21 protein-coding genes are annotated in these 21,480 nt (G+C 52.3%); 10 read left to right on the top strand and 11 right to left on the bottom strand.

Annotated features, from left to right (window positions below):
* Window positions 1-124 precede the first annotated feature (124 nt).
* Window positions 125-715, top strand: a complete 591-nt coding sequence (locus tag ACZRKO_RS10285; protein ID WP_463737089.1) for a Yip1 family protein — start codon at window positions 125-127, stop codon at window positions 713-715.
* A gap of 56 nt (window positions 716-771) precedes the next feature.
* Here ACZRKO_RS10285 and ACZRKO_RS10280 read toward each other — a convergent pair whose 3' ends face one another.
* From ACZRKO_RS10280 to rhaS (ACZRKO_RS10265), 4 genes are all read right to left on the bottom strand, one after another.
* Window positions 772-1,716, bottom strand: coding sequence for an ABC transporter permease (locus tag ACZRKO_RS10280; RefSeq protein WP_463737527.1), 945 nt, complete (start codon window positions 1,714-1,716; stop codon window positions 772-774).
* A 74-nt stretch (window positions 1,717-1,790) separates the two neighbouring features.
* A complete protein-coding gene (locus ACZRKO_RS10275) occupies window positions 1,791-2,804 on the bottom strand; it encodes an ABC transporter permease (RefSeq protein WP_463737526.1) in 1,014 nt (337 codons plus the stop codon).
* Window positions 2,801-4,315, bottom strand: a complete 1,515-nt coding sequence (locus tag ACZRKO_RS10270; protein ID WP_463737088.1) for a sugar ABC transporter ATP-binding protein — start codon at window positions 4,313-4,315, stop codon at window positions 2,801-2,803. The genes ACZRKO_RS10275 and ACZRKO_RS10270 overlap by 4 nt, the downstream gene beginning before the upstream one ends.
* Window positions 4,316-4,382: 67 nt before the next feature.
* Window positions 4,383-5,375 carry a rhamnose ABC transporter substrate-binding protein gene (gene rhaS / locus ACZRKO_RS10265; protein ID WP_463737087.1) on the bottom strand — a complete coding sequence of 331 codons (993 nt, stop codon included), beginning with the start codon at window positions 5,373-5,375 and terminating at the stop codon, window positions 4,383-4,385.
* A gap of 400 nt (window positions 5,376-5,775) precedes the next feature.
* Here rhaS (ACZRKO_RS10265) and rhaS (ACZRKO_RS10260) point away from each other — a divergent pair, with 400 nt between their 5' ends.
* Window positions 5,776-6,594 (top strand): HTH-type transcriptional activator RhaS, encoded by an 819-nt coding sequence (gene rhaS / locus ACZRKO_RS10260; protein WP_463737086.1) that lies wholly within the window; start codon window positions 5,776-5,778, stop codon window positions 6,592-6,594.
* Window positions 6,595-6,804: 210 nt separating this feature from the next.
* Window positions 6,805-8,244 (top strand): aldehyde dehydrogenase, encoded by a 1,440-nt coding sequence (aldA, locus tag ACZRKO_RS10255; RefSeq protein WP_463737085.1) that lies wholly within the window; start codon window positions 6,805-6,807, stop codon window positions 8,242-8,244.
* 77 nt (window positions 8,245-8,321) lie between these two features.
* On the opposite strand, the gene ACZRKO_RS10250 is transcribed toward aldA, so the two are convergent.
* Entirely contained in the window at window positions 8,322-8,786 is a 465-nt protein-coding gene (locus tag ACZRKO_RS10250; RefSeq protein WP_463737084.1) for an acyltransferase, read from the bottom strand.
* Window positions 8,787-8,952: 166 nt separating this feature from the next.
* On the opposite strand from ACZRKO_RS10250, the gene ACZRKO_RS10245 reads away from it, so the two are divergent.
* Window positions 8,953-9,756 (top strand): hypothetical protein, encoded by an 804-nt coding sequence (locus ACZRKO_RS10245; protein ID WP_463737083.1) that lies wholly within the window; start codon window positions 8,953-8,955, stop codon window positions 9,754-9,756.
* Window positions 9,757-9,885: 129 nt separating this feature from the next.
* Here ACZRKO_RS10245 and dld read toward each other — a convergent pair whose 3' ends face one another.
* Window positions 9,886-11,586, bottom strand: coding sequence for a D-lactate dehydrogenase (gene dld / locus ACZRKO_RS10240; RefSeq protein WP_463737525.1), 1,701 nt, complete (start codon window positions 11,584-11,586; stop codon window positions 9,886-9,888).
* A 165-nt stretch (window positions 11,587-11,751) separates the two neighbouring features.
* On the opposite strand from dld, the gene phnC reads away from it, so the two are divergent.
* The 4 genes from phnC to phnE (ACZRKO_RS10220) all read left to right on the top strand — a co-directional run bounded on the left by phnC (window position 11,752) and on the right by phnE (ACZRKO_RS10220) (window position 15,540).
* A complete protein-coding gene (gene phnC / locus ACZRKO_RS10235) occupies window positions 11,752-12,585 on the top strand; it encodes a phosphonate ABC transporter ATP-binding protein (RefSeq protein WP_463737082.1) in 834 nt (277 codons plus the stop codon).
* Window positions 12,586-12,672: 87 nt separating this feature from the next.
* Window positions 12,673-13,605: a phosphonate ABC transporter substrate-binding protein gene (phnD, locus tag ACZRKO_RS10230; RefSeq protein ID WP_463737081.1), complete on the top strand. Its 933-nt coding sequence runs from the start codon at window positions 12,673-12,675 to the stop codon at window positions 13,603-13,605.
* A gap of 151 nt (window positions 13,606-13,756) precedes the next feature.
* Window positions 13,757-14,620: a phosphonate ABC transporter, permease protein PhnE gene (gene phnE / locus ACZRKO_RS10225; RefSeq protein ID WP_463737080.1), complete on the top strand. Its 864-nt coding sequence runs from the start codon at window positions 13,757-13,759 to the stop codon at window positions 14,618-14,620.
* Window positions 14,620-15,540 (top strand): phosphonate ABC transporter, permease protein PhnE, encoded by a 921-nt coding sequence (gene phnE, locus ACZRKO_RS10220; protein WP_463737079.1) that lies wholly within the window; start codon window positions 14,620-14,622, stop codon window positions 15,538-15,540. The genes phnE (ACZRKO_RS10225) and phnE (ACZRKO_RS10220) overlap by 1 nt, the downstream gene beginning before the upstream one ends.
* Window positions 15,541-15,655: 115 nt before the next feature.
* Here phnE (ACZRKO_RS10220) and ACZRKO_RS10215 read toward each other — a convergent pair whose 3' ends face one another.
* Window positions 15,656-16,777, bottom strand: coding sequence for a ribosomal protein uL16 3-hydroxylase (locus ACZRKO_RS10215; RefSeq protein ID WP_463737078.1), 1,122 nt, complete (start codon window positions 16,775-16,777; stop codon window positions 15,656-15,658).
* A gap of 145 nt (window positions 16,778-16,922) precedes the next feature.
* Complete coding sequence (locus tag ACZRKO_RS10210; protein WP_463737077.1) at window positions 16,923-18,302, bottom strand: NAD-dependent succinate-semialdehyde dehydrogenase; 1,380 nt, start codon at window positions 18,300-18,302, stop codon at window positions 16,923-16,925.
* A gap of 318 nt (window positions 18,303-18,620) precedes the next feature.
* On the opposite strand from ACZRKO_RS10210, the gene ACZRKO_RS10205 reads away from it, so the two are divergent.
* Window positions 18,621-18,950 (top strand): DHCW motif cupin fold protein, encoded by a 330-nt coding sequence (locus ACZRKO_RS10205; protein ID WP_463737076.1) that lies wholly within the window; start codon window positions 18,621-18,623, stop codon window positions 18,948-18,950.
* Window positions 18,951-19,015: 65 nt separating this feature from the next.
* Window positions 19,016-20,113: a D-alanine--D-alanine ligase gene (ddlA, locus tag ACZRKO_RS10200; protein ID WP_463737075.1), complete on the top strand. Its 1,098-nt coding sequence runs from the start codon at window positions 19,016-19,018 to the stop codon at window positions 20,111-20,113.
* Window positions 20,114-20,244: 131 nt separating this feature from the next.
* Here ddlA and bhsA (ACZRKO_RS10195) read toward each other — a convergent pair whose 3' ends face one another.
* From bhsA (ACZRKO_RS10195) to bhsA (ACZRKO_RS10185), 3 genes are all read right to left on the bottom strand, one after another.
* Window positions 20,245-20,502, bottom strand: a complete 258-nt coding sequence (bhsA, locus tag ACZRKO_RS10195; RefSeq protein ID WP_463737074.1) for a multiple stress resistance protein BhsA — start codon at window positions 20,500-20,502, stop codon at window positions 20,245-20,247.
* 140 nt (window positions 20,503-20,642) lie between these two features.
* Window positions 20,643-20,900, bottom strand: a complete 258-nt coding sequence (gene bhsA, locus ACZRKO_RS10190) for a multiple stress resistance protein BhsA (protein WP_463737073.1) — start codon at window positions 20,898-20,900, stop codon at window positions 20,643-20,645.
* Window positions 20,901-21,073: 173 nt separating this feature from the next.
* Window positions 21,074-21,331: a multiple stress resistance protein BhsA gene (gene bhsA / locus ACZRKO_RS10185; RefSeq protein WP_463737072.1), complete on the bottom strand. Its 258-nt coding sequence runs from the start codon at window positions 21,329-21,331 to the stop codon at window positions 21,074-21,076.
* Window positions 21,332-21,480: the final 149 nt, after the last annotated feature.

Here is a 21,480-nt window from a genome sequence, read left to right as displayed (position 1 = left end):
GGCGAACTATAATAAGTTCAGGCCGCCACCTTCTTTATGCCCCCGACACGCTGTGTCCCATGGCATCCCGGAAGGACATTTCACCCGCGCCGCTGGCGGCTTTCGGCGTTTATGGGGGTGTACTATGGTCAATCATGTCTGGGGACTGATGTCCCATCCCGGTCCGGAACTGCAACGTATCCAGCGTGAACGGGAAACCGTCTCACATCTCTATTATCATCACGTATTGTTGTTGGCGCTGATCCCGGTGGTGTGCTCTTTTATCGGTACCACGCAGCTGGGATGGAATTTTGGTGACGGTCAGAACCTGATGGTCTCCATGTTCACCGCAGCCTACATTGCCGTTATTTTTTACGTCATGATGCTGGGAGCCGTGGCGCTGATGGGGCGAATCATCTACTGGATGGCTCGCCGTTATGACAGCCGCCCGACGCTCAACAACTGCATCGTTTTCGCCGGTTATGTCGCAACCCCGATGTTCCTGAGCGGCATTGTTGCGCTCTACCCAATGGTCTGGCTCTGTCTGTTTGTTGGTCTGATCGGCCTGTGTTACAGCGGATATCTGCTCTATCTCGGTATTCCTAACTTCCTCAATATCGACCACCGCGAAGGTTTCCTGTTCTCCAGTTCTACCTTGGCGATGGGGGTTCTGGTGTTGGAGTTACTGCTTGCCCTGACAGTGCTGATGTGGGGTTACGGAACGAAGCTTTTTTGATCTGCCCTGAAGTCATTTGACCTGAAAACCCCCGCCTGAAAACGGGGGTTTTACTTTCACTGTGCCGCCTTATTTCCGCGTGCTAACACCCTCCGGTACAGCACCGGCAGTGAAATCACTACGATCAGCATGGCACCGACAATGACCGACATCACAATGCCTGGCACGTTAAGCAGGCTCAGGCCGAAGGTCAGCAGACCCATCAGAAACGCGGCGATGATAACACCGGTCATACTGCCGGAGCCGCCAAGAACACTGACACCGCCGAGTACGGCCATGGTGATCACGCTCAACTCCCAGCCGAGGGCCAGCGTCGGGCGCGTACTCCCCAGACGCGATGTCAGCAGCACCGCCGCCAAACCGGACATCACGCCGACCAGCACAAACAGCGTCAGGTTGTGGCGTTTGACGTTAATCCCCGAATACCACGCCGCGACCGGATTATTACCGATGGCATAGGTGCGACGGCCAAAGTTGGTTTTGTGCAGCAAGAAGTAAAACACCGCACCGAGCACCAGGAAGAGCGCGAATTCAAACGACAGCGGCCCCCAGATGTACCCTTGTCCAAACCAGGCGAAGCTGTCCGGATACTGGTTCAGTGACTTGTCCCCCAGCAGCACATAAGTGATGCCACGGAACAGACTCATGGTCCCGATGGTGATGACGATTGACGACAGATTCAGGCGAGTTACCAGCAGTCCATTGATCAGCCCGCACAGCAACCCGACGCTCAGCCCCACGCCGACCAGCGCCGGCGTTGGGAATCCGGCTTGCGCGCAGAAACCCATGATGGTTGAACTCAGTGCCATCGTCGATGCCACCGATAAATCGATTTCGCGCGCGATGATCAGCATCGCCATCGGCAGCACGATGATGGCTTTTTCCGTAAAGTTGAACGTGGCGTCTGAGAGATTCCAGATATTGAGGAAGTAGGGCGAGGCGAGGGCGCCCGCCACAAACACCAGCAGCGTTACCAGCAGTAAAAAACCTTCCCAACACATCAGGCGGCGCAGGAAAGGTGTTACTGCCAGCGCCGAGTTTTGGTTTACCGTAGTCGGTGACGTTAAGGTCTTATTCATGATCTGGCCTCTGTTTCAGGTCGCACAGCGTGAACCGAAGAAGTGTGGCGTAAAATCAGCCGTCCTTTCCTTTTATTCGCGCGTTCGTTGAGGATCACCGCAATCACAATCACGCCGCCGGAAATCGCCATCTGCCAGAATGGCGAGACTTCGATCACCGGCAGGGCATTATTGATGACGCCGAGGAACAACGCCCCCAGCAGGCAGCCCACGACAGAACCGATGCCGCCCATGGTGCTTATCCCGCCGATGACGCAGGCGGCCACAATCTGTAATTCAAAGCCGTTGGCGACGTCAACGTAGGCAACCGCGAAGCGTGAAATCCACAGATACCCGCAGAATCCGGCCAGTGCGCCGGAGAGGCAGAAGCTGACGAACTGCATTTTGCCCGCATTGATACCGGTGTAATACGCCGCCGTTGCGTTGCCGCCTGCGGTATATAACGCACGTCCGGTGCGGCTGTAACGCAGGAAGTATGCCACCAGAATCAGCGCGGCAATCGCGCACCAGCCGAGCAGCGGCAGGCCGATAAACGTTGCGCGCGGCAGGCTAAGGAAATCGGGGCTCATCTGATGGGCGTTGATCCAGCCGCCGTTGGTGAGCAGGAAAATAATGCCGCGGTAAATGCTCATCGTGCCGAGTGTGACCACAATCGGCGGGATGCCCACTTTCCACACCAGCAAACCATTTATCGCCCCCATAACCAGGCCCAGCACAGTTGCCAGCAGCACCAACGACCACACCGGAATATCCGGATGATGGAAATTAATCAGTGCGACAATCATGCCGGTCAGCGCCAGATTGGCTGCCATCGACAAATCAATGCCTTTGGTCAGCAACACCATCATCTGGCCGAGCGCCAGAATGATCAGAATCGAGGTGTCATTGAACATCTCCAGCAGGTTGCCCAAACCCAGAAACTCGGGTGAACGTGCGCCGACGCCGAACACCATCAGGACAATCACCACCGCCAGCAGCAGCTCGCGGTACTTCAGCAGATTTTTCATTATGCAGCCTCCCGTGACACACCGCTGGCGGCGCTGACAATCACCTCTGCCGTGGCTTCGCCCGCGTTGAATTCAGCGACCATCAGACCTTCGTGCATCACGATGATCCGGTCCGCCATGCCCATCACTTCGGGCAACTCTGACGACACCATAATCACCGCCAGCCCGCGCCCGACCAGTTCGGACATAAACTGATGCACTGCTGCTTTAGAGCCGATATCAATGCCTTTGGTCGGTTCATCCAGAATGATGATGTCCGGTTTGGTCGCCAGCCATTTGGCGATAACCACTTTCTGCTGATTGCCGCCGGACAGCGTGCCGACCGGTTGTTTCCAGCTTGAAGCTTTGACCTGCAACCGTTTGGCGTAGTCATCGGCCAGTGCCCACTCTTTTTTGTCATTAAGCACGCCGCGCGGATTGAGCTGGCTGAGCTGCGGCAGGCTGATGTTCTGGCTGATGGGCAAATCAATGATCGCGCCCTGTTTCTGCCGCTCTTCCGGCACATACACGATGCCTGCACGTATAGCCTGCGAAGGGCGTGAGAAATGGTGTTCTTTGCCATGAATAAAAATTTTTCCTCCCCCCGGCTGCGTGACGCCAAACAGCGCCTGCATCAGCTCGGTCCGGCCTGCGCCGACCAGCCCGTAAAAACCCAGGATTTCACCTTTGCGCAGCGAGAAATTGATCCCGGAAAATTCGGTCGGATGGCTGAGATCCTGCACTTCCAGCACCGTTTCGCCCGGCTCACATTGCACTTTCGGGTAGGCCTGGCTGACTGCGCGGCCCACCATCATCGTCACCATGCTTTGTTCGCTGATGTCATTAATTTTGCCGGAGCCGACGTAGCTGCCGTCGCGCAGTACGGTGTAGTAATCGGAAATCGCGAAGATCTCGTCGAACTTATGCGAGATAAACAGGATGGCTTTGCCCTCAGCTTTCAGGCGTTCGACAATCTGATAAAACTCGGTGATTTCATGCTGAGAGAGCGCGGCGGTAGGCTCGTCGAGGATCACCACCTGGGCATCGAACGACAGTGCGCGGGCAATCGCCACCATGTGACGCTGCGCGATGCTCAGCTCTTTGAGCGTGGCGTGTGGGTCGATATTCACTTCCAGCCGCGTCAGGATAGCGCGCGCCTGCTGATGCATCGCAGGCCAGTTCAAGCGTTTAAAGATTCCCGCATAAACGTAGTGGCCGACAAAGATATTTTCGGTGACGGAGAGCTCGTCAAACAGCACGGTTTCCTGATGAATGGCGGTAATGCCAATCTTGTGCGCAGATTCCGGATTAGGCAGTTTGATCGGAATGGCTTTATAGCGTAGTTCGCCTTCTTCCGGCTGGTAAATACCGGTCATGACTTTCACCAGCGTTGATTTACCTGCGCCGTTTTCGCCAATCAGGGCCGTGACTTTTCCCGGATACAAATCCAGATGGACGTTATTTAACGCCCTGACACCCGGAAAGACTTTGCTGATGCCCTGTAATGACAAAAGCGGCGTTGTGGAGTCATTCATACCATTCCCCTGTCTGGCAAAATACAACAAAACGGCCAACCGGCACGCCGGTCAGCCGCATTCAGGATCAGAATATTTTAGAGAATTTGTCGATGTTGCTGGCGTCGTAAATGAAAGGTTCGGCCATCGCGCCGCTGCCGTCAGCATCCAGTTTCACCTTGCCTAAACGGCCCATACTGGCTTCAGTTTTTGTGGCGGTGCCTTTGACCAGATCATAGGCCAGATAGGTGGCGGCGTAGCCGAGATCAATCGGATTCCAGATAGCAAAGCTTTTGGTCGCACCAGATTTGATGGCCCCGGCCATTTCAGACGGCAGCCCCAGGCCGGTCACGTACACTTTGCCGATTTTACCCTGATCTTTTACCGCCTGCGCTGCCGCCACAATGCCGACGGATGACGGGGAGATAATCACTTTCAGATCCGGGTAGGATTTCAGCAGGCCGATGGTTTCACGGTAGCTTTTATCTGACAGATCATCGCCATAGGCCACGGTGACCAGATTGACCGAAGGGTACTTTGGCAACACCTTTTTCATTTCGGCAATCCACAGATTCTGGTTGGTGGAAGTGGGGGTTGCGCTCAGGATCGCGACATCGCCTTTTTCCACGTTCAGCGCTTTCAGCGCATCGGCGGCAAGTTTGACGTTGGTTTCGCCAATCAGCGCATTATTGGACGGATTGAGATGGATCTGGCGGCCATCTTTAGCCACCCCGGAATCCCATGACACCACTTTAATGCCGCGCTGCATGGCTTTTTTCAGCACAGGTACCAGCGCGTCGGGGTCATTGGCGGAGACGGCAATCGCATCGACGCCCTGAGCAATCAGGCCGTTTAGCACCTCAATCTGCGCCTCGGCGGTAGTGGTGGTAGGCCCGGTGTAAATCACTTTTACATCGCCCAGTTCTTTAGCGGCCTGCTGCGCGCCGACGTTAGCCGCTTCAAAAAATCCGTTGCCCAGCGATTTTGCGACCAAAGCAATTTTCACTTCTGCAGATGCCGCGCCTGCCAGCAGGATGCTGCTCGCCATCAGGGTGAGGCTCAGTACGTGTTTTAATTTCATTCTTGGCACTCCATATAAGTCCGCAAAAAGTTTAACGACCAAAAGTTGCCGACGCGCCAGGCGCATGATCACGACTTTAGGAGGTTGCTGACAGGCTGACCTTTCCGCGAGTGCCAGTTACGGGCCAATAATGGCAAAGACACAAAGGTATAAGAGAACAATCTCACAAATTGATAACAATTTTTTATCAGACTGGCGAATCGGGCAGAAACACACAGGGTTTTTCTCAAATAAATTCGCACGCTTTTGGGGGGGGATGTGGCGAATTACGCAGAATCATGCCGAATTGAAAGGGGAAGTAGAGGTTTTGTTCAAAAGCGATTGGCCGATCACAGTTTCAGCCCGATGACTGCATCTGTGGCGACTAAGATATTACAATAATGTTAATCAGGAGTCGGAAATGACCGTGTTACGCAGTAGTGATTATTTCCCCTCAGGAGATTTTCCGATCGCCATTGAGCCGCGTCATCCCCACGATACCTTTCCTGAGCACCATCATCTGGATTTCAACGAAATTGTGCTGGTCGAGCAGGGCACTGGTACGCATGTCTTTAACGATAAACCTCTGATCCTCAGCGCAGGCAGCGTCTGTTTTGTTCGTTACCGCGATCACCATCTGTATGAAAACACTGATAATCTGCACCTCACTAACGTCCTGTACCGCCGCCCGGAGGCCTTCCGCTTTCTTAACGGCATCAACGATTTGCTGCCAAAGGAAGTCGAAGGGATTTATCCGGCGCACTGGCGCATTAATCCAGGGCAGATAATGCAGGCCAAAACGCTGATTGATCTGCTGGCGCGCAAACCAACCAATCAGTTGCCGGAATCTCAGGCCCAGCAGGAGCTCTATTTTATGCAGCTTCTGCTGTTGCTGCGTAAAGGCAGCCGCGATGTGGGGTATGGCGGGCAGGGCGGCGACCTGAATAATTTGCTGGACTGGATGAACGAACATTACGATGAAGAGATCGACTGGACGGTACTGGCCGAAAAGTTCTCCATGTCACTGCGCACCTTACACCGGCAGATGAAACAACAAACGGGCTGTACGCCGCTTAATTATCTCAACCGTCTGCGCCTGCTCAATGCGCGTAATATGCTGCGCTTTGGCGACAGCTCCATCACCGAAATCGCCCATCAGTGCGGTTTCTGCGACAGTAACCATTTCTCGACGCTGTTTAAGCGCGAGTTTGGGTACGCTCCCCGAACTCTCCGTCAGTAAATACTCTGTATATTTTGAACTTCCTTAATTTGCAAAAACGTTATGTCGGTCAGGCCGACCATGACTTTTTTGCCATTTACCGGCGTTAACTGGCACTCATGGAAAGGTAAAAATCCGGTGGATAGAACAGGCTGTTAAAACTTCACAAAAAAGAGCTGTTTTATTAACAATTTATTCATCACCTCTATCCGGATTTTGGAGACTTCTTACATGAGCACCATTCAGAAACGTATGTATATCAACGGTGAATTTGTTGAAAACACCGGCGGGAAGTGGATTGACGTTATGAATCCGGCAACAGAACAGCGGATTTCGCAGATCCCCGAAGGCACGGCACAAGATGCCAGAAAAGCCATTGATGCCGCCGAAGCAGCGCAGCCGGGCTGGGAAGCATTACCAGCCGTTGAACGCGGTGTATGGCTGCATAAAATTGCCGCCGGTATTCGTGAGCGCGAAGCTGAGCTGACTGAAACCATTATTGCCGAAGGCGGAAAAACCTACGGTCTGGCGCAGACCGAAGTGCTGTTCACCGCTGATTACCTTGATTACATGGCGGAGTGGGCGCGTCGTTATGAAGGGGAAATCATTCAGAGTGATCGGCCTAACGAGAATATTTTTGTATTCCGCAAAGCCATTGGCGTGACCACGGGCATTCTGCCGTGGAACTTCCCGTTCTTCCTGATTGCGCGTAAAGCGGCACCGGCGCTGATCACCGGCAACACTATTGTTATCAAGCCAAGCGAAATCACACCCAATAACGCGGTGCTCTTCGCGGAAATCATTCATAAAATCGGCCTGCCAAAAGGCGTGCTGAATATCGTGACCGGCTACGGCCCGACGGTCGGCCAGGAGCTGGCGGGTAATCCAAAAGTGGGTATGGTCAGCTTGACCGGCAGCGTCGCCGCCGGGATAGCCACCATGACCGCCGCCGCGCAGAATGTCACCAAAGTGTCGCTGGAACTGGGCGGTAAAGCGCCAGCCATCGTGATGAATGATGCGGATTTGGATCTGGCTGTCAAAGCGATTGTCAGCTCGCGCATTATTAATACCGGGCAGGTGTGTAACTGCGCCGAACGTGTCTATGTGCAGGAAGGTGTGTACGACGAATTTGTTTCGCGTATCAGCGAAGCGATGAAGCAGGTGACCTTTGGCAACACCGCCGAGAAAAAAGAGCTGGATATGGGGCCGCTGATCAGCGTCGCTGCGTTGCAACGCGTGGAAGACAAAGTGGCTAAAGCCGTATCGCAGGGCGCAAAAGTGCTGTTGGGCGGTAAGCGTGCAGAGGGTACCGGCTTCTTCTATCCCCCGACGCTGCTGGTGGACGTGAAGCAGGAGATGCCGATCATGCACGAAGAGGTGTTTGGTCCGGTACTGCCGGTCGCCGTATTCAAGACGCTGGATGAAGCCATTACAATGGCTAACGACAGCGAATATGGCCTGACGTCATCCATCTACACCAGCAATATCAATACCGCGATGAAAGCGCTGAAACAGCTGAAGTTCGGTGAAACCTACATCAACCGTGAAAACTTTGAAGCGATGCAGGGCTTCCATGCGGGCTGGCGTAAGTCTGGCGTCGGCGGTGCCGATGGTAAACATGGCCTGCAGGAATACCTGCAAACGCACGTCGCCTACCTGCAATTTCATTAATATCATTCGTCAGAAAAGCCGGAGCCGGGCAAGCTTGACGCCGGCTTTTCTTTTGGCATCTGAGGAAGGCGGCTTTTTTATGCAGGCAATTCCCGCAACCATCGGGCGGGGTTTCCCGCATACACGCCTTTCTCTGTAATATCCTTGGTCACCACGCTGCCTGCGCCAATGACCGTGTCATCACAAATTGAAACAGCCAGAATACAGGCACCACTGCCGATGCAGACATTGTTACCCAGGGTGATCCTTGCCCATGTACGACGGTCAGTATTGGGTTTTCCTGTCTGAAACATGTCATTAGCGAACATCACGCCGTGGCCAATAAAGCAGTTTTCACCGAGGGTGACGTATTCGCAGATAAAGCTGTGTGACTGAATTTTTGTTCCGCTGCCAATCACCGTATTGGCCTGAATTTCTACAAAGGGGCCGACAAACACGCCGTCACCCAGGGTGCAGCCGTAAACATTAGCGGGTTCATAAATCACAACATCCTTGCCAGTAATTACATCCCTTATCTGCACATGGTGCAATTTGTCGTGCATTTCTTTTCTCCCATCAGAAAGATACAGAACAATGGTATTGCACATTATTGGAAATGTGCCGATGAGCTTGAGTCTTTAAAATCCAGCGTAATTGGTAACCTATTGTAGGATCCGTAGCGTAAAATACGATCGGTAGCTCACTCAAGAATGATAAGGAAGATGTGTAATGATGGACACGGATGTAAAAGTCAGTGAGGTAAAACCTATTCCCAAACCCTGCAATCAGCTGATCAAAAATGCATGGTCAGCCGCGTTGGTCTCGGGGCTGATCACCGTCGCGCTGGATGCCTATTTCTGGATTGATGGTGTCCGATCGGTACTGGTGTATTTAAACCTGATTTATGTTCTCGTAAGTTGCGGTCTGGCGTACGGAATATACCGGCGGAGCCGCATTTGCGCAGTTTTCATGCTTTTGCTGTTTATCCTGGATAAGGCGTTTGCACCCATGGTGTACAACAGCGGAAGCATCGTCTTTTTCCTCCTGTTTATCATGTGTTTCTCTGCCGGGGTGGTCGGTACGTTCTGGTATCACTCAGGAGCTGAATCTCAGGAAGTCAGTACAAAGAAACTCACGTTATGCACGCTAGCCTGTGCAGCCATTGCGATAGGTATTGTTGCAGGTGTGAAGTTCCTTTCCGCCGACTCACCTCAGAAAGCATGGGGTGATTTCCATCGCGAGCTTGATAAGGAATACGCACAGGGGAGCCTGCCGGTCAGGCTGGATTATTATACGGTTCTGCAGTCGGCAGAGATGGCTGATAAAACGCTTATTTATACCTATGCGATCGAAAACACCAATCTTGCCACTATTAGCGATTCTCAACTTGAGACCCAGAGTCGGTCTATCTTCACCCGAGCTTACTGTAGTGGCAATATGGTGCAGAAATACGGTTTGATAGTGGAGTATGTATATACGCAAGGGCTCAGTGAAAAAACATACTCCTATAATAAAAAGGATTGCGTTGGGTAATGGCTGACGTTATTTAAAATGGTTTGTAGATAAATATGAGTGTTAAAAAATCTAAACAGTCAGACGGATATCAAAATAATTGATAGAAACGGCCCGGCTTGTAAAAGCGGCGGCGCCGTTTTTTCTCCTTTATTCTCCCCGCCAGTTCTTCAGCTTACTCGTCTTACCAATCCCCGGATTAAAACTGTTGGTCGGGTCGGCTTGCTGGTAGAAGGCTTTCATGTGCGGCTTGGCGATATACAGATGCCCGACGTTATGCTCGGCGGGGTATTCGGCCCCTTTTGCATCGAGAATTTCCAGCATCTGATGTTTCAGTTTTTTGCTGTTCGCCCCTTTTTTGACGATGTAATCCTGATGGAAAACGTGGCACATGAAGTGGCCATAATAGAGTTTTGCTACCAGCTGATTATCGATTTCCGGAGGCAGGGTTTCGAACCACTCTTGGTCGTTACGGCGCAGGGCGATGTCCAGCGCGAGAATATCTTCCACCTCTTTTTCATGCACCGCGTGATAGCGCACCGCAGCACCAGCGGCGGCAAAGCGATGCAGGAAAGCTTTTTTCCCTTCGTCATCAGAACAGACAAAAAAGTCGCCTTCGTTTTCTGTAAAGAAGCGGGTGAGGAAGGTCTGCGCTTCACCGATCCCTTCGCCGGACATTTTTAATAACAGATGATGCTCATAGCGGTCGCGGTATTTTTTCATCCGCGGCGGCAGATGGTTGGGCAGCGCTTTACTGATGCACTGCATCACACGGTCGCTGAAGTTTTTCGGCAGAAACGGCACTTTACTGATGTGGGCGTCAAACTTGCCTTTGGCGCTGAACATATCCGGCATTTTGTCGGTGCCGAGTTTGTCGATCATCATGAAGGTGTCTTTGCCATAGACTTCGGTGATGTCGAAAATGTCGCGGTGCATATATTCACCGGCCACGGGCAGGTTTTTGAAATCCCGCAGGATCTGACGGCGTAGCTCGGTCAGCACGGCGGTGCTGTTGGTGCCGATGTAAAAGACCTGCTGCTGACTCTCAGCCGGGAAGGTGTCGAGACGCACGGCGAAGACGGCCAGTTTCCCGGCACAGCCGGACGCTTCGAACAGGCGGCGCTGATCGGCATTAAAACGCGATGGAGTGTCGGCTTCGACGTCACGCACCCGTTCGGCGTAGTCATGGTCAGAGGCTTTGCGCTGGTCGTGGCTGATTTCTTCGTCTTTGAAATGGCCTTTTTCAAGGCGCGTGAGCATCTCTTCCGGTGTGTCGCCGAGCGCGATCCCCAGATGGTTCACCAGTTGCAGTTCACCCTGAGCATCGATTTGCGCATACAGCGCCATTTCGGTATAGGCCGGGCCGCGCTTCACCAGTGAACCGCCGGAGTTATTGCAGATGCCGCCGACAACCGATGCGCCGATGCACGAAGAACCGATGACGGAATGGGGTTCACGCCCGTAAGGTTTAAGGATTTTTTCCAGCTTATATAAGGTGCTGCCGGGGAAACCAATCACCTGATTACCGCCGTCGAGCAGCTCGATGTGGTCGAGCTTAAGGGTGCTGAAAATCACAATGTCGCGGTCGTAATCGTCGCCGCTCGGCGTCGAACCTTCGGTCAGACCGGTATTGGCGGCCTGCATGATGACAATTTTGTCGGCGTCAACGCAGGCTTTCAGCAGTTGCCACTGTTGCAGCAGAGTCTGCGGAAACACCACCGCCAGCGCTTTACCGCCGCCGGAGCGAAATCCTTTACGGTAACGTTCTGTATTGCTGTCGCCCGTTAAGACGTGACGGCTACCGGCAATCTCTTTCAGACGCGAAATCAGCCCCTGATTGTCCTGATGCATGCTCATTTCTTCTCCTTCAGTTTATCGACCCGACTCCATCATAGACGCAAATGCCGCCGAAGGCAGGGAGGCGCGTCACCGGACGGCCATTAAAGCATCATCAATGTGTCATAAAACTCGCGCTTAATGATTGCCAGAATCTGTAAGCAACCGAGAGACAGCACCATGGCGCAAGCTCAACTTAAGCTGGCACAGGCTGAATATCCTCAGGCCCGGCCACAGCAACAGAACAAAGTACTCGACGTGAAAGGGCTGGTGAAATCCTATAAATCCGGCCAGCGCGTACTAAATGACATCAGCTTTGACCTGCATGCCGGCGAATTTGTCGCCGTGATTGGCCGTTCTGGTGCCGGAAAGTCGACCCTGCTGCACGTACTGAACGGCACTATTCCGTTGTCTGACGGCAGTGTGGTGTGTCACTACGAAAACGGTGAGCAGCAACAACTGGCCGGGCTGACCGGCAAGTCACTGCGCCGCTGGCGTGCGGGCTGCGGCATGATTTTTCAGGACTTCTGCCTGGTGCCGCGCCTTGACGTGCTGACCAACGTACTGCTTGGCCGCCTCAGCCAGACGTCGACCTTTAAATCCTTCTTCAACCAGTTCGATGACGAAGACCGCGCCCGCGCGATCTCGTTGCTCGAATGGTTACATATGCTGCCGCATGCGTTGCAGCGCGCCGAGAATCTTTCCGGCGGCCAGATGCAGCGCGTGGCAATCTGCCGTGCACTGATGCAGAACCCGAAAATCCTGCTGGCCGATGAGCCGGTGGCGTCGCTCGATCCGAAAAATACCCTGCGCATTATGAATGCGCTGAAAAAAGTCAGCGAAGAGAATATCGCCGTCATGGTTAACCTGCATTCGGTCGAACTGGTTAAAGACTTTTGTACCCGGGTGATTGGCATTGCCAAGGGCCAGATCATTTTTGATGGTCATCCGGATCAATTAAATGACGACATTCTTCACCAGTTATATGGGGAAGAGGGTGAATTACAGAATTAGTGTTGTTTGTCACAATAAATAATCTCGTGAAGTTATTTGGATTTACTTATCTCAACTTTCTCTACGTCTATAAAGGGTCATGACTACATGAAGAACTTATTACGTCTGGCGGTACTGGTCGCGGGTACATTCACCGCAATGCACAGCATGGCAGAAGATGCACCGAAAGAGTTAAATCTGGGTATATTAGGTGGGCAGAATGCCACGCAGCAAATCGGCGATAATCAGTGTGTAAAAGATTTTTTCGATAAAGAATTAAACGTCGATACCAAATTACGTAACTCTTCAGATTACTCTGGTGTTATTCAGGGCCTGCTGGGCGGGAAAATCGACATGGTATTAAGTATGTCACCCTCCTCTTTTGCCTCGGTGTATATTAATAATCCGAAAGCTGTGGATATTGTCGGTATTACTATTGATGACACCGATCAGTCCCGCGGTTATCACTCGGTAGTCGTTGTAAAAGCCGACAGCCCGTATAAGAAGCTCTCTGATCTGAAAGGCAAGGCGTTTGGTTTTGCCGATCCGGATTCCACCTCGGGTTATTTGATCCCGAACCAGACCTTCAAGAAAGAGTTTGGCGGCAATACTGACAATAAATACAACAACTTCTTCTCCAGCGTCACCTTCTCCGGTGGTCATGAGCAGGATATCCTCGGCGTGCTCAACGGCCAGTTTGACGGTGCAGTAACCTGGGCCTCGATGATTGGTGACCGCGAAACCGGTTATACCTCCGGTGCCTTCAACCGCATGATCCGTATGGACCAGCCGGACCTGATGAAGAAAATCCGTATCATTTGGGAATCGCCTTTAATTCCTAATGGCCCGATTTTAGTGCGCAGCGATTTACCGGCTGATTTCAAAGCGAAGCTGGTCAGCGCGATTAAGAAATTGGATAAAGACGATCACGCCTGCTGGATTAAAGCCGCTGGCGGTAAAATGCATATTGGCGACACGACGCTGGCTGAATATCAACAGATTATAGATATGAAACGAGAGCTCACCAAGGGTTCGCGCTAATAGGTTATTTTACTTGCCACTTTGAATGCGGGCAGTGCTCGGACGCCTCACGTACTCTATGTACGCTCCGGGTCCTGCGCGCTGGCCGCATCCAAATTGCCTGCGCCTATTACGTTGTGTTATTATATTTAAAGAAAACCGGAACGCTATTTTGAATAAAGATTTCAATCGTTATTACCAGCAAATACGCGGTAAGCAAAAGCGTGAGGCATTGGTCTGGTCGGGGCTGATGTTGGTGCTTTATTTGTGGTCAGGCAATGTGTCTGAACTTAATCTGAAGACGGTATTTCTTTCGGCGCCTCATTTCTTTGATTATATCGGTGAAACTGTGCCGGTCTTGCACTGGTCATTATTGTTTGCGGATGGTCATACTGAAGGCTCTCTGGCCTATTGGGGATACCGGCTCAATATTCAGTTGCCGCTGATTTGGGAAACTATTCAGCTGGCGCTTTCATCGACGATTTTATCGACCGCGCTGGCCACGCTGCTGGCGTTTATGGCGGCCAATAATACCGATTCGCCAAAATGGCTGAAGCTCAGTATCCGCACCTTCGTCGCCTTTCTGCGCACCATGCCGGAACTGGCCTGGGCGGTGATGTGCGTTATGGCGTTTGGTATCGGCGCGATACCGGGCTTTATCGCCCTGACGTTGCATACCGTTGGCAGCCTGACCAAACTATTTTATGAATCGATTGAAACGGCATCGGACAAACCGGTGCGCGGCCTGAAGTCCTGTGGCGCGGGGCGTTTGCAACGTATGCGTTTCGCCATCTGGCCACAGGTCAAACCTATCTTCCTCTCGTACAGTTTTATGCGCCTTGAAATCAACTTCCGTCAGTCTACGATCCTCGGGCTGGTTGGCGCGGGCGGTATCGGCCAGGAGCTGATGACCTCGATCAAACTCGACCGTTATGACCAGGTGAGTATGACGCTACTGCTGATCATTCTGGTGGTTTCGATTATGGATTTTTTATCGGGAAAACTGCGTAAGCGCGCAGTAGAGGGTACGTTCTGATGCTGACTGAAGCACTGGCGCCGTCGGCAATTGCTGGCATCAAGCGCGATCATCCTACGCTGTTCTCAGCCCAGCGCCGCTACCTGCGCTATCTCGGCATCTTCGCTGTGCTGATCACGCTCTATTATCTCTATTTTTTCACGTACTACGGTATTCCGTGGGACGCCGTCGTACGCGGCACCAGTCAGGTGGGGCGCTATTTTCTGCGTATGTTCGTCTGGCATAACTTCTCGCAGTGGCCGCTGATGTACTACTTTGGGCAGATTGCCATGACGCTGGCAATTGTCTTTGCAGGGACCATTACGGCGTCATTTCTGGCGTTGCCGCTGTCATTTCTGGCAGCGCGTAATGTGATGTCAACGCCGCTGCTACGCCCGGTTTCTCTGGTGGTTCGCCGCCTGTTGGACGTGCTGCGCGGGCTGGATATGGCGATCTGGGGGCTGATTTTTGTGCGCGCCGTCGGCATGGGGCCGCTGGCCGGGGTGCTGGCGATTATCATGCAGGATATGGGGTTGCTGGGTAAGCTCTACGCCGAAGGACACGAGGCGGTGGAGCGTTCGCCAAGCCGCGGCCTGCGGGCGCTGGGCGCCAATCCGCTGCAAACGCATCGCTTCGGGATCTTCACGCAATCCTTCCCGACTTTTTTGGCGCTGTCGCTTTACCAGATTGAGTCCAACACCCGTTCTGCGGCGGTGCTGGGTTTTGTCGGTGCGGGCGGGATTGGTCTGGTGTACGCCGAAAATATGCGACTGTGGAACTGGGATGTGGTGATGTTTATCACCCTGATTCTTGTGGTGATCGTGATGGCGATGGATAAGATCTCATCGATTCTGCGCGCCAAATATATTCATGGCGAAGATATCGATCTCTTTGAGCCGCCGCGCAAACCCAAAACACCGGTTAAGCTTTATCGTCCATAAAACATATCGCCCATAAAATATATCGCCCTTAAGACTCTTTTCTTACTGACATAAAAAAGGCGGCCCATGTAAATGGATGCCGCCTTTTTAATCCCTTCGCCGTCAAACGGCTTGGTTATTCGTCGAAATACCAGTAACCCTGATTAACCAGATCGGTGAATACCACGACAAACTCCGGATCCTGCAGCGCATTACCCAGCTCTTTCTTGCCGATCAGAGTGTAACGACACAGGGCATCCGCCGCATGAGGGTTGGATGTCTCCAGCGGTTCACTGTTAACGAAGAAGCGCTCACCCACATTCAGCACGCGCAGACCGCTCAGGCGGGTCAGGCTGTCGCCCTGCATCAGCGCATCAACGATTTCCTGCGCTTCATACGGAGGCTCGGCCGGTGCGATATCCAGTTCGTGGCGCGGCGTGGTCGCAAAACGGCCAAACCACTGCTTGAAATCTTCCGGCTTGTCGATCAACTGGTGCATCATGGCGCGCACGCGCTCCATCTCATACTCTTCAACTTTGCCCACGTGGTCACGCAGCGTCAGGTCTGGATCGCTGTAGTGTTCGCCGCCAAGATCGTTTTCCAGCGCGTAATCGGCAAAGCTGCTGATTAAGTCCCGGCTGTTCGGCCCACGGAAACCCACGGAATAGTTGAAGGCCTCGGTGTGCGTGATGCCGTCATGCGGAAAACCTGGCGGAATGTAGAGAATGTCACCCGGTTCAAGGTCTTCGTCGATAATTGGCGTGAACGGCTCGACGTGCAGTAATGCCGGATGCGGACAGAATTGTTTGAGCGGCAATTTATCCCCGACGCGCCAGCGGCGGCTGCCCATCCCCTGAATAATAAACACGTCGTACTGGTCGATATGCGGGCCAACGCCGCCGCCGGGTACGGAGTAGGAGATCATCAGATCATCTAAGCGCCAGTCTGGCAGTACGCGGAAAGGGCATACCAGTTCAGCAGAAGGCGCATGCCAGTGGTTGACGGCCTGCGCCAGCAGTGACCAGCCGGTTTCACCGAGATTATCGAAATGCTCGAACGGCCCGTTGCTGGCCTGCCATTGACCGTTCTTATGGCTGACCAAACGGCTGTCGATTTCTGGCTCCATCGCCAGCCCCGCCAGTTCGTCCGGCGTAATCGGGTCGATAAAATCAATGAACGCTTTTTTTAAGACAACAGGTCGTTTCTGCCAGTACTTCTCTAAGAATTCTTGCCAGTCCAGATTGAGTTCATAAGCCATGTTGAGTTACCCGTGGGAAGACAAACGGCCATGATTATAAAGAAGGGCAGACAACTACCGTATTGTCATGCATCAAGGGAATATTAAAGACAGCAGGAGGGAGATAAGTTTCCCTCTCCGCAAGAAGAGGGAATAACACAAGGCTTTAAGCCTTCGCGGCCAGCACGACCAGTTTCTGGTTCACAAACTCTTTGATGCCTAAATCAGACAGCTCGCGGCCAAAGCCTGAACGCTTCACGCCACCAAACGGCAGCTCCGGCGCGGTGCCGGTCGGCGAGTTGACGTACAACATACCGGTTTCAATTTTGGTCGCCAGCTTGCGGGCACGCTTCATATCTTTGGTGAACAGCGCGCCGCCCAGACCGTAATTGGAGTCGTTGGCCAGTTTCACCAGTTCTTCATCATTTTTCACCACGTAAACCTGCGCAACCGGGCCGAAAAACTCTTCGAAATAGGCCGGATTGTCGCGGGTAATGTGGGTCAGAATGGTCGCCTCATAGAAGTTACCCGGATTACCTGACACCGCTTTGCCCCCGACATGGACTTTCGCGCCATTTTTCACTGCCTGTTCGACCTGTTTGGTCAGGGTTTTCAGGGCATCTGCGGACGACAGCGGGCCAAGCGTGGTGCTGGCATCAAGCGGGTCACCGATTTTCAGCGCGTTAAAATGTTCGGTGAATTTTTTCAGGAACTCGTCCGCCACTTTTTCATGAATGATGAAACGCTTGGCGGCGGTACAGACCTGACCCGCATTTGAGATGCGGGCCTCGGCCCCGGCTTTGGCGGCGTGGTCAATATCGGCATCTTCCAGAACGGCGAAGATGTCATTACCGCCCAGCTCCAGCGTGGATTTCTTCAGTTTACTGGCGGCTTTAGCGGCCACCACGGCCCCGGCTTTTTCCGAACCGGTCAGTGCAACGCCCTGTACGCGGTCATCCTCAATGATATTCGCCACCTGATCCTGAGAGATAAACAGGTTGGTATAAGCACCTTTCGGACCACCGGCTTCGGCCACCAGTTTCTCGAAGGTTTCCGCGCAGTGCGGAACGATACCGGCATGTTTGACGATAACGCTGTTACCGGCGGCGAGGTTTGGTGCCAGCACGCGCATCAACTGATAGAACGGGAAGTTCCAGGGTTCAACGGCCATGATCACACCAATCGGGCTGTGCTCGACCCAGGCTTCACCGAGGCTGGATTTATACGGCACAGGTTTAAGAAATGCTTCGGCGTTGTCCGCATAATATTGGGCAATTTCAGCGCACAGCTTCACTTCGCCACGGCTCTGCTCAATCAGTTTACCCATTTCGACACTGACGATTTTCGCCAGCTCTTCGACGCGGGAGGACATCAGTTCCGACAATTTATGCAGTACTTTTAAGCGCTGTTGCATGTCTCCCTGACCCCAGTCAGACTTATAAAGGGCATGTGCCGCATCCAGCGCCTGTTCAACCTGCTGGTCATTATGTGTTTGATATTCTTTGATAAGCTTGTTGTTGAAAGGATTGATCGTTTGATAAGGCATGAAGTGCTCCTTGTTTATGACTGATTTTGAAACTGTCTTAAGCTTAGTCGAAGAAATGAGACATCCGTCGCAGAGTCACCTTTCGCAACACTCCCTTTTGGTCATTTTACGCCGGATTGTCTGAGCCCCCGCCGTGGCTGGGCTGTAGCACCGCGTTCGGATAAATCGGCTTTACTCAACTTTTCATCTTCAGGCTTGCAATCTGTTTTCAGCGGTTGTTTTCAGAAATCATCATGTATTCAGGGAACAGTGATTGATTAAAACGACGCTCACTTTTATGCTGGATTTCCTTTGTAAATAGCACAAACAGAGAGACGTATGAAGATTGCTGATATCCCTTTTTGCACCACCGACTGGAGCCAGATAATGCCGACGGAACATGCCGGTGAAACCGGGATGGCGCTGTGGCGTACTCAGCATTTTGGTGAGATCCGTGTGCGTATTGTTGAGTATTCGGCGGGATATCTGGCTGACCACTGGTGCAGTAAAGGCCACGTGTTGTTCTGTCTGGAAGGCGAGTTACAGACCCGGCTGGACGATGGGCGGACTTTCACCCTGACGCCGGGCATGAGTTATCAGGTGGCCGATGGTGCCGAAGCGCATCAGTCTTCCACGGTTAAAGGCGCGAAACTTTTTGTTGTGGACTGAATTTCCTTGCTGAACAGGAAGGGCGTTTTACAACGGTACTGGTTTTTGATTTCAAGGAGTCGTGGGTGAGTAAATTACGCGTAGGCATCATTTTTGGCGGTAAGTCGGCAGAGCATGAAGTTTCACTGCAGTCGGCAAAGAACATCGTTGATGCCATTGATAAAAATCGCTTTGATGTAACGCTTCTGGGCATTGATAAAAAAGGCGAGTGGCATATTAATGATGCCAGCAACTATCTCATTAATGCGGAAAATCCGTCGCTGATTGCCCTGAATCGCTCGAATAATCAGGTCGCGCTGATCCCCGGCCAGACGGAAAATCAGCTGATTGAAACCGGCAGCGCAAGCGCGCTTTCCCAACTCGACGTTATTTTCCCTATTGTTCATGGAACACTCGGCGAAGATGGCTCGTTGCAGGGTTTGCTGCGCATGGCGAACATGCCGTTTGTAGGCTCAGGCGTTTTAGGTTCAGCGGTCAGCATGGATAAAGACGTGACCAAGCGTCTGCTGCGCGATGCGGGGCTGAAAATTGCGCCTTTCGTCAGTGTGACGCGCACCAACCGCCATCTGCATACCTTTGAAAAAGTGTCTCAGACTCTCGGCCTGCCGCTGTTTATCAAACCGGCCAATCAGGGATCTTCCGTGGGTGTCAGTAAAGTTATCCATGAAGCCGGATTTATCAAGGCATTGGATTTGGCGTTCGATTTCGACCACAAAGTGCTGGTGGAATCTGCGATTGCAGGGCGCGAAATTGAGTGTGCGGTATTAGGCAATAGCCATCCACAGGCCAGCGTCTGCGGGGAAGTGATCCTACAGGACGAGTTCTACTCCTACGATACGAAGTACATCAACGAGCAGGGCGCTTCAGTCGCAGTTCCGGCAGATTTACCGCAGGAAACCCATGACCGGATCCGCGCTATTGCTTTGCAGGCATTTGAAGTGCTGGAGTGTCGGGGGATGGCGCGTGTTGACGTGTTCCTGACGGCACAGGGTGAGGTGGTGATCAACGAAATCAATACACTGCCTGGTTTCACCAACATCAGCATGTACCCGAAATTATGGGCCGCCAGCGGTCTGGGCTACAGTGAACTGATCACTAAATTGCTGGAACTGGCGCTCGAACAGCATCAGCAGGATAGTCAGTTAAAAAGTACCGCACACTGATATTTCGTGACAGTCGCGCAAAAGGCAGGGAGAGCTCCCTGCCTTTTTTATTTGCCTGTCAGCTCTAAATCGCAGACACGAAAAAGGCGGCAAACGCCGCCTCTTCTGCATACTGCTGTCGAACTCAGAACTTATTTGTACAGTTCAGCAGTACCGTACAAACGGTTGTCGCCGGAAGCAGAGATGATGCGGTATGAACTTGCACCATTAGCTTCAGCTTTAGCCGCCAGTTTATTTTCCAGGCTGCTCAGGTTCGAACCGGCCTGCGCACTTATCACACCGATCGCTTGTGAGTTAGCCGGTGCAGACTGAACTTGGGTAGCTGCTATGCTGGTGAATGAAGCGGTAGCCAGTGCGATTGCTGCGAGGGTCATTGTCAGGTTTTTCATAATATTTGTCCTATTGTCGTGTGATGGGCTTCGCAGGGGGGCGGTGCTGTTTGCAGCACTCGATCTTCAGGTGCAAAGCCACTCTTCAGTTTTTCTGTCCGATACCTTTTAAAACTCAATCTTAAGGGGTCTTAAGGCTGTTATTTATACAGCTCAGCAGTACCGTAAAGACGGTTGTCGCCGGAAGCGGAGATGATGCGGTATGAGCTTGCACCGTTGGCTTCAGCTTTAGCGGCCAGTTTATTTTCCAGGCTGCTCAGGTTCGAACCGGCCTGCGCGCTAATCACACCGATGGCTTGCGAATTAGCTGGAGCAGACTGTACTTGTGTCGCGGCAAGCGTAGAGAAAGAAGCGGTAGCCAGTGCGATTGCTGCGAATGTCATAGCGATGTTTTTCATGATATTTACCTTTTTAACTTCTTTGTTAGTCTGCGCATCAGCAGGTGATGAATCGGTCATACGTTTTGTTTAACGTTCGATAATTAAATCTTAGACCTGGATCACATTCTGTGCAATCTATTTGTTTATTAATCGTTAACTAATTGTGCGGTCGTCTTTTGACGTCATCGCTATTATTTGTACAGCTCAGCAGTTCCGTGCAGGTAGTTGTCACCTGAAGCACCGATAATGCGGTAAGACGTTGCTCCTGCTTCGGTGGCTTTCGCATTCAGTTCACGCTGCAGGCTGGAAAGGTCATTACCTGAATTGGCGCTGATAACACCGATTTTCTGTTGGTTAGCAGGCGCTGAATCAACCAGCGTAGCGGCCATTGAAGAGAAAGAAACGGTAGCCAGTGCAAGTGCTGCGAGAGTCATTTTTACGTTTTTCATGATGTCAGTTCCTGTTCGTTAATCTAGAGAAGTCTGGTTCGGATTCGGTCAACGTTATTAGTTAACGTTCGATAAGTTAATGTTAGCGACTGATTGATTCCTGTGCAAGATGTTTTTTTAATAACCGTTAACTAATTGTGCTGTGAATC

This window comes from Ewingella sp. C233 (assembly GCF_055407225.1).
Note: the sequence above shows the minus strand (reverse complement) of the source record. Positions and strands in the feature narration are given on the sequence as shown.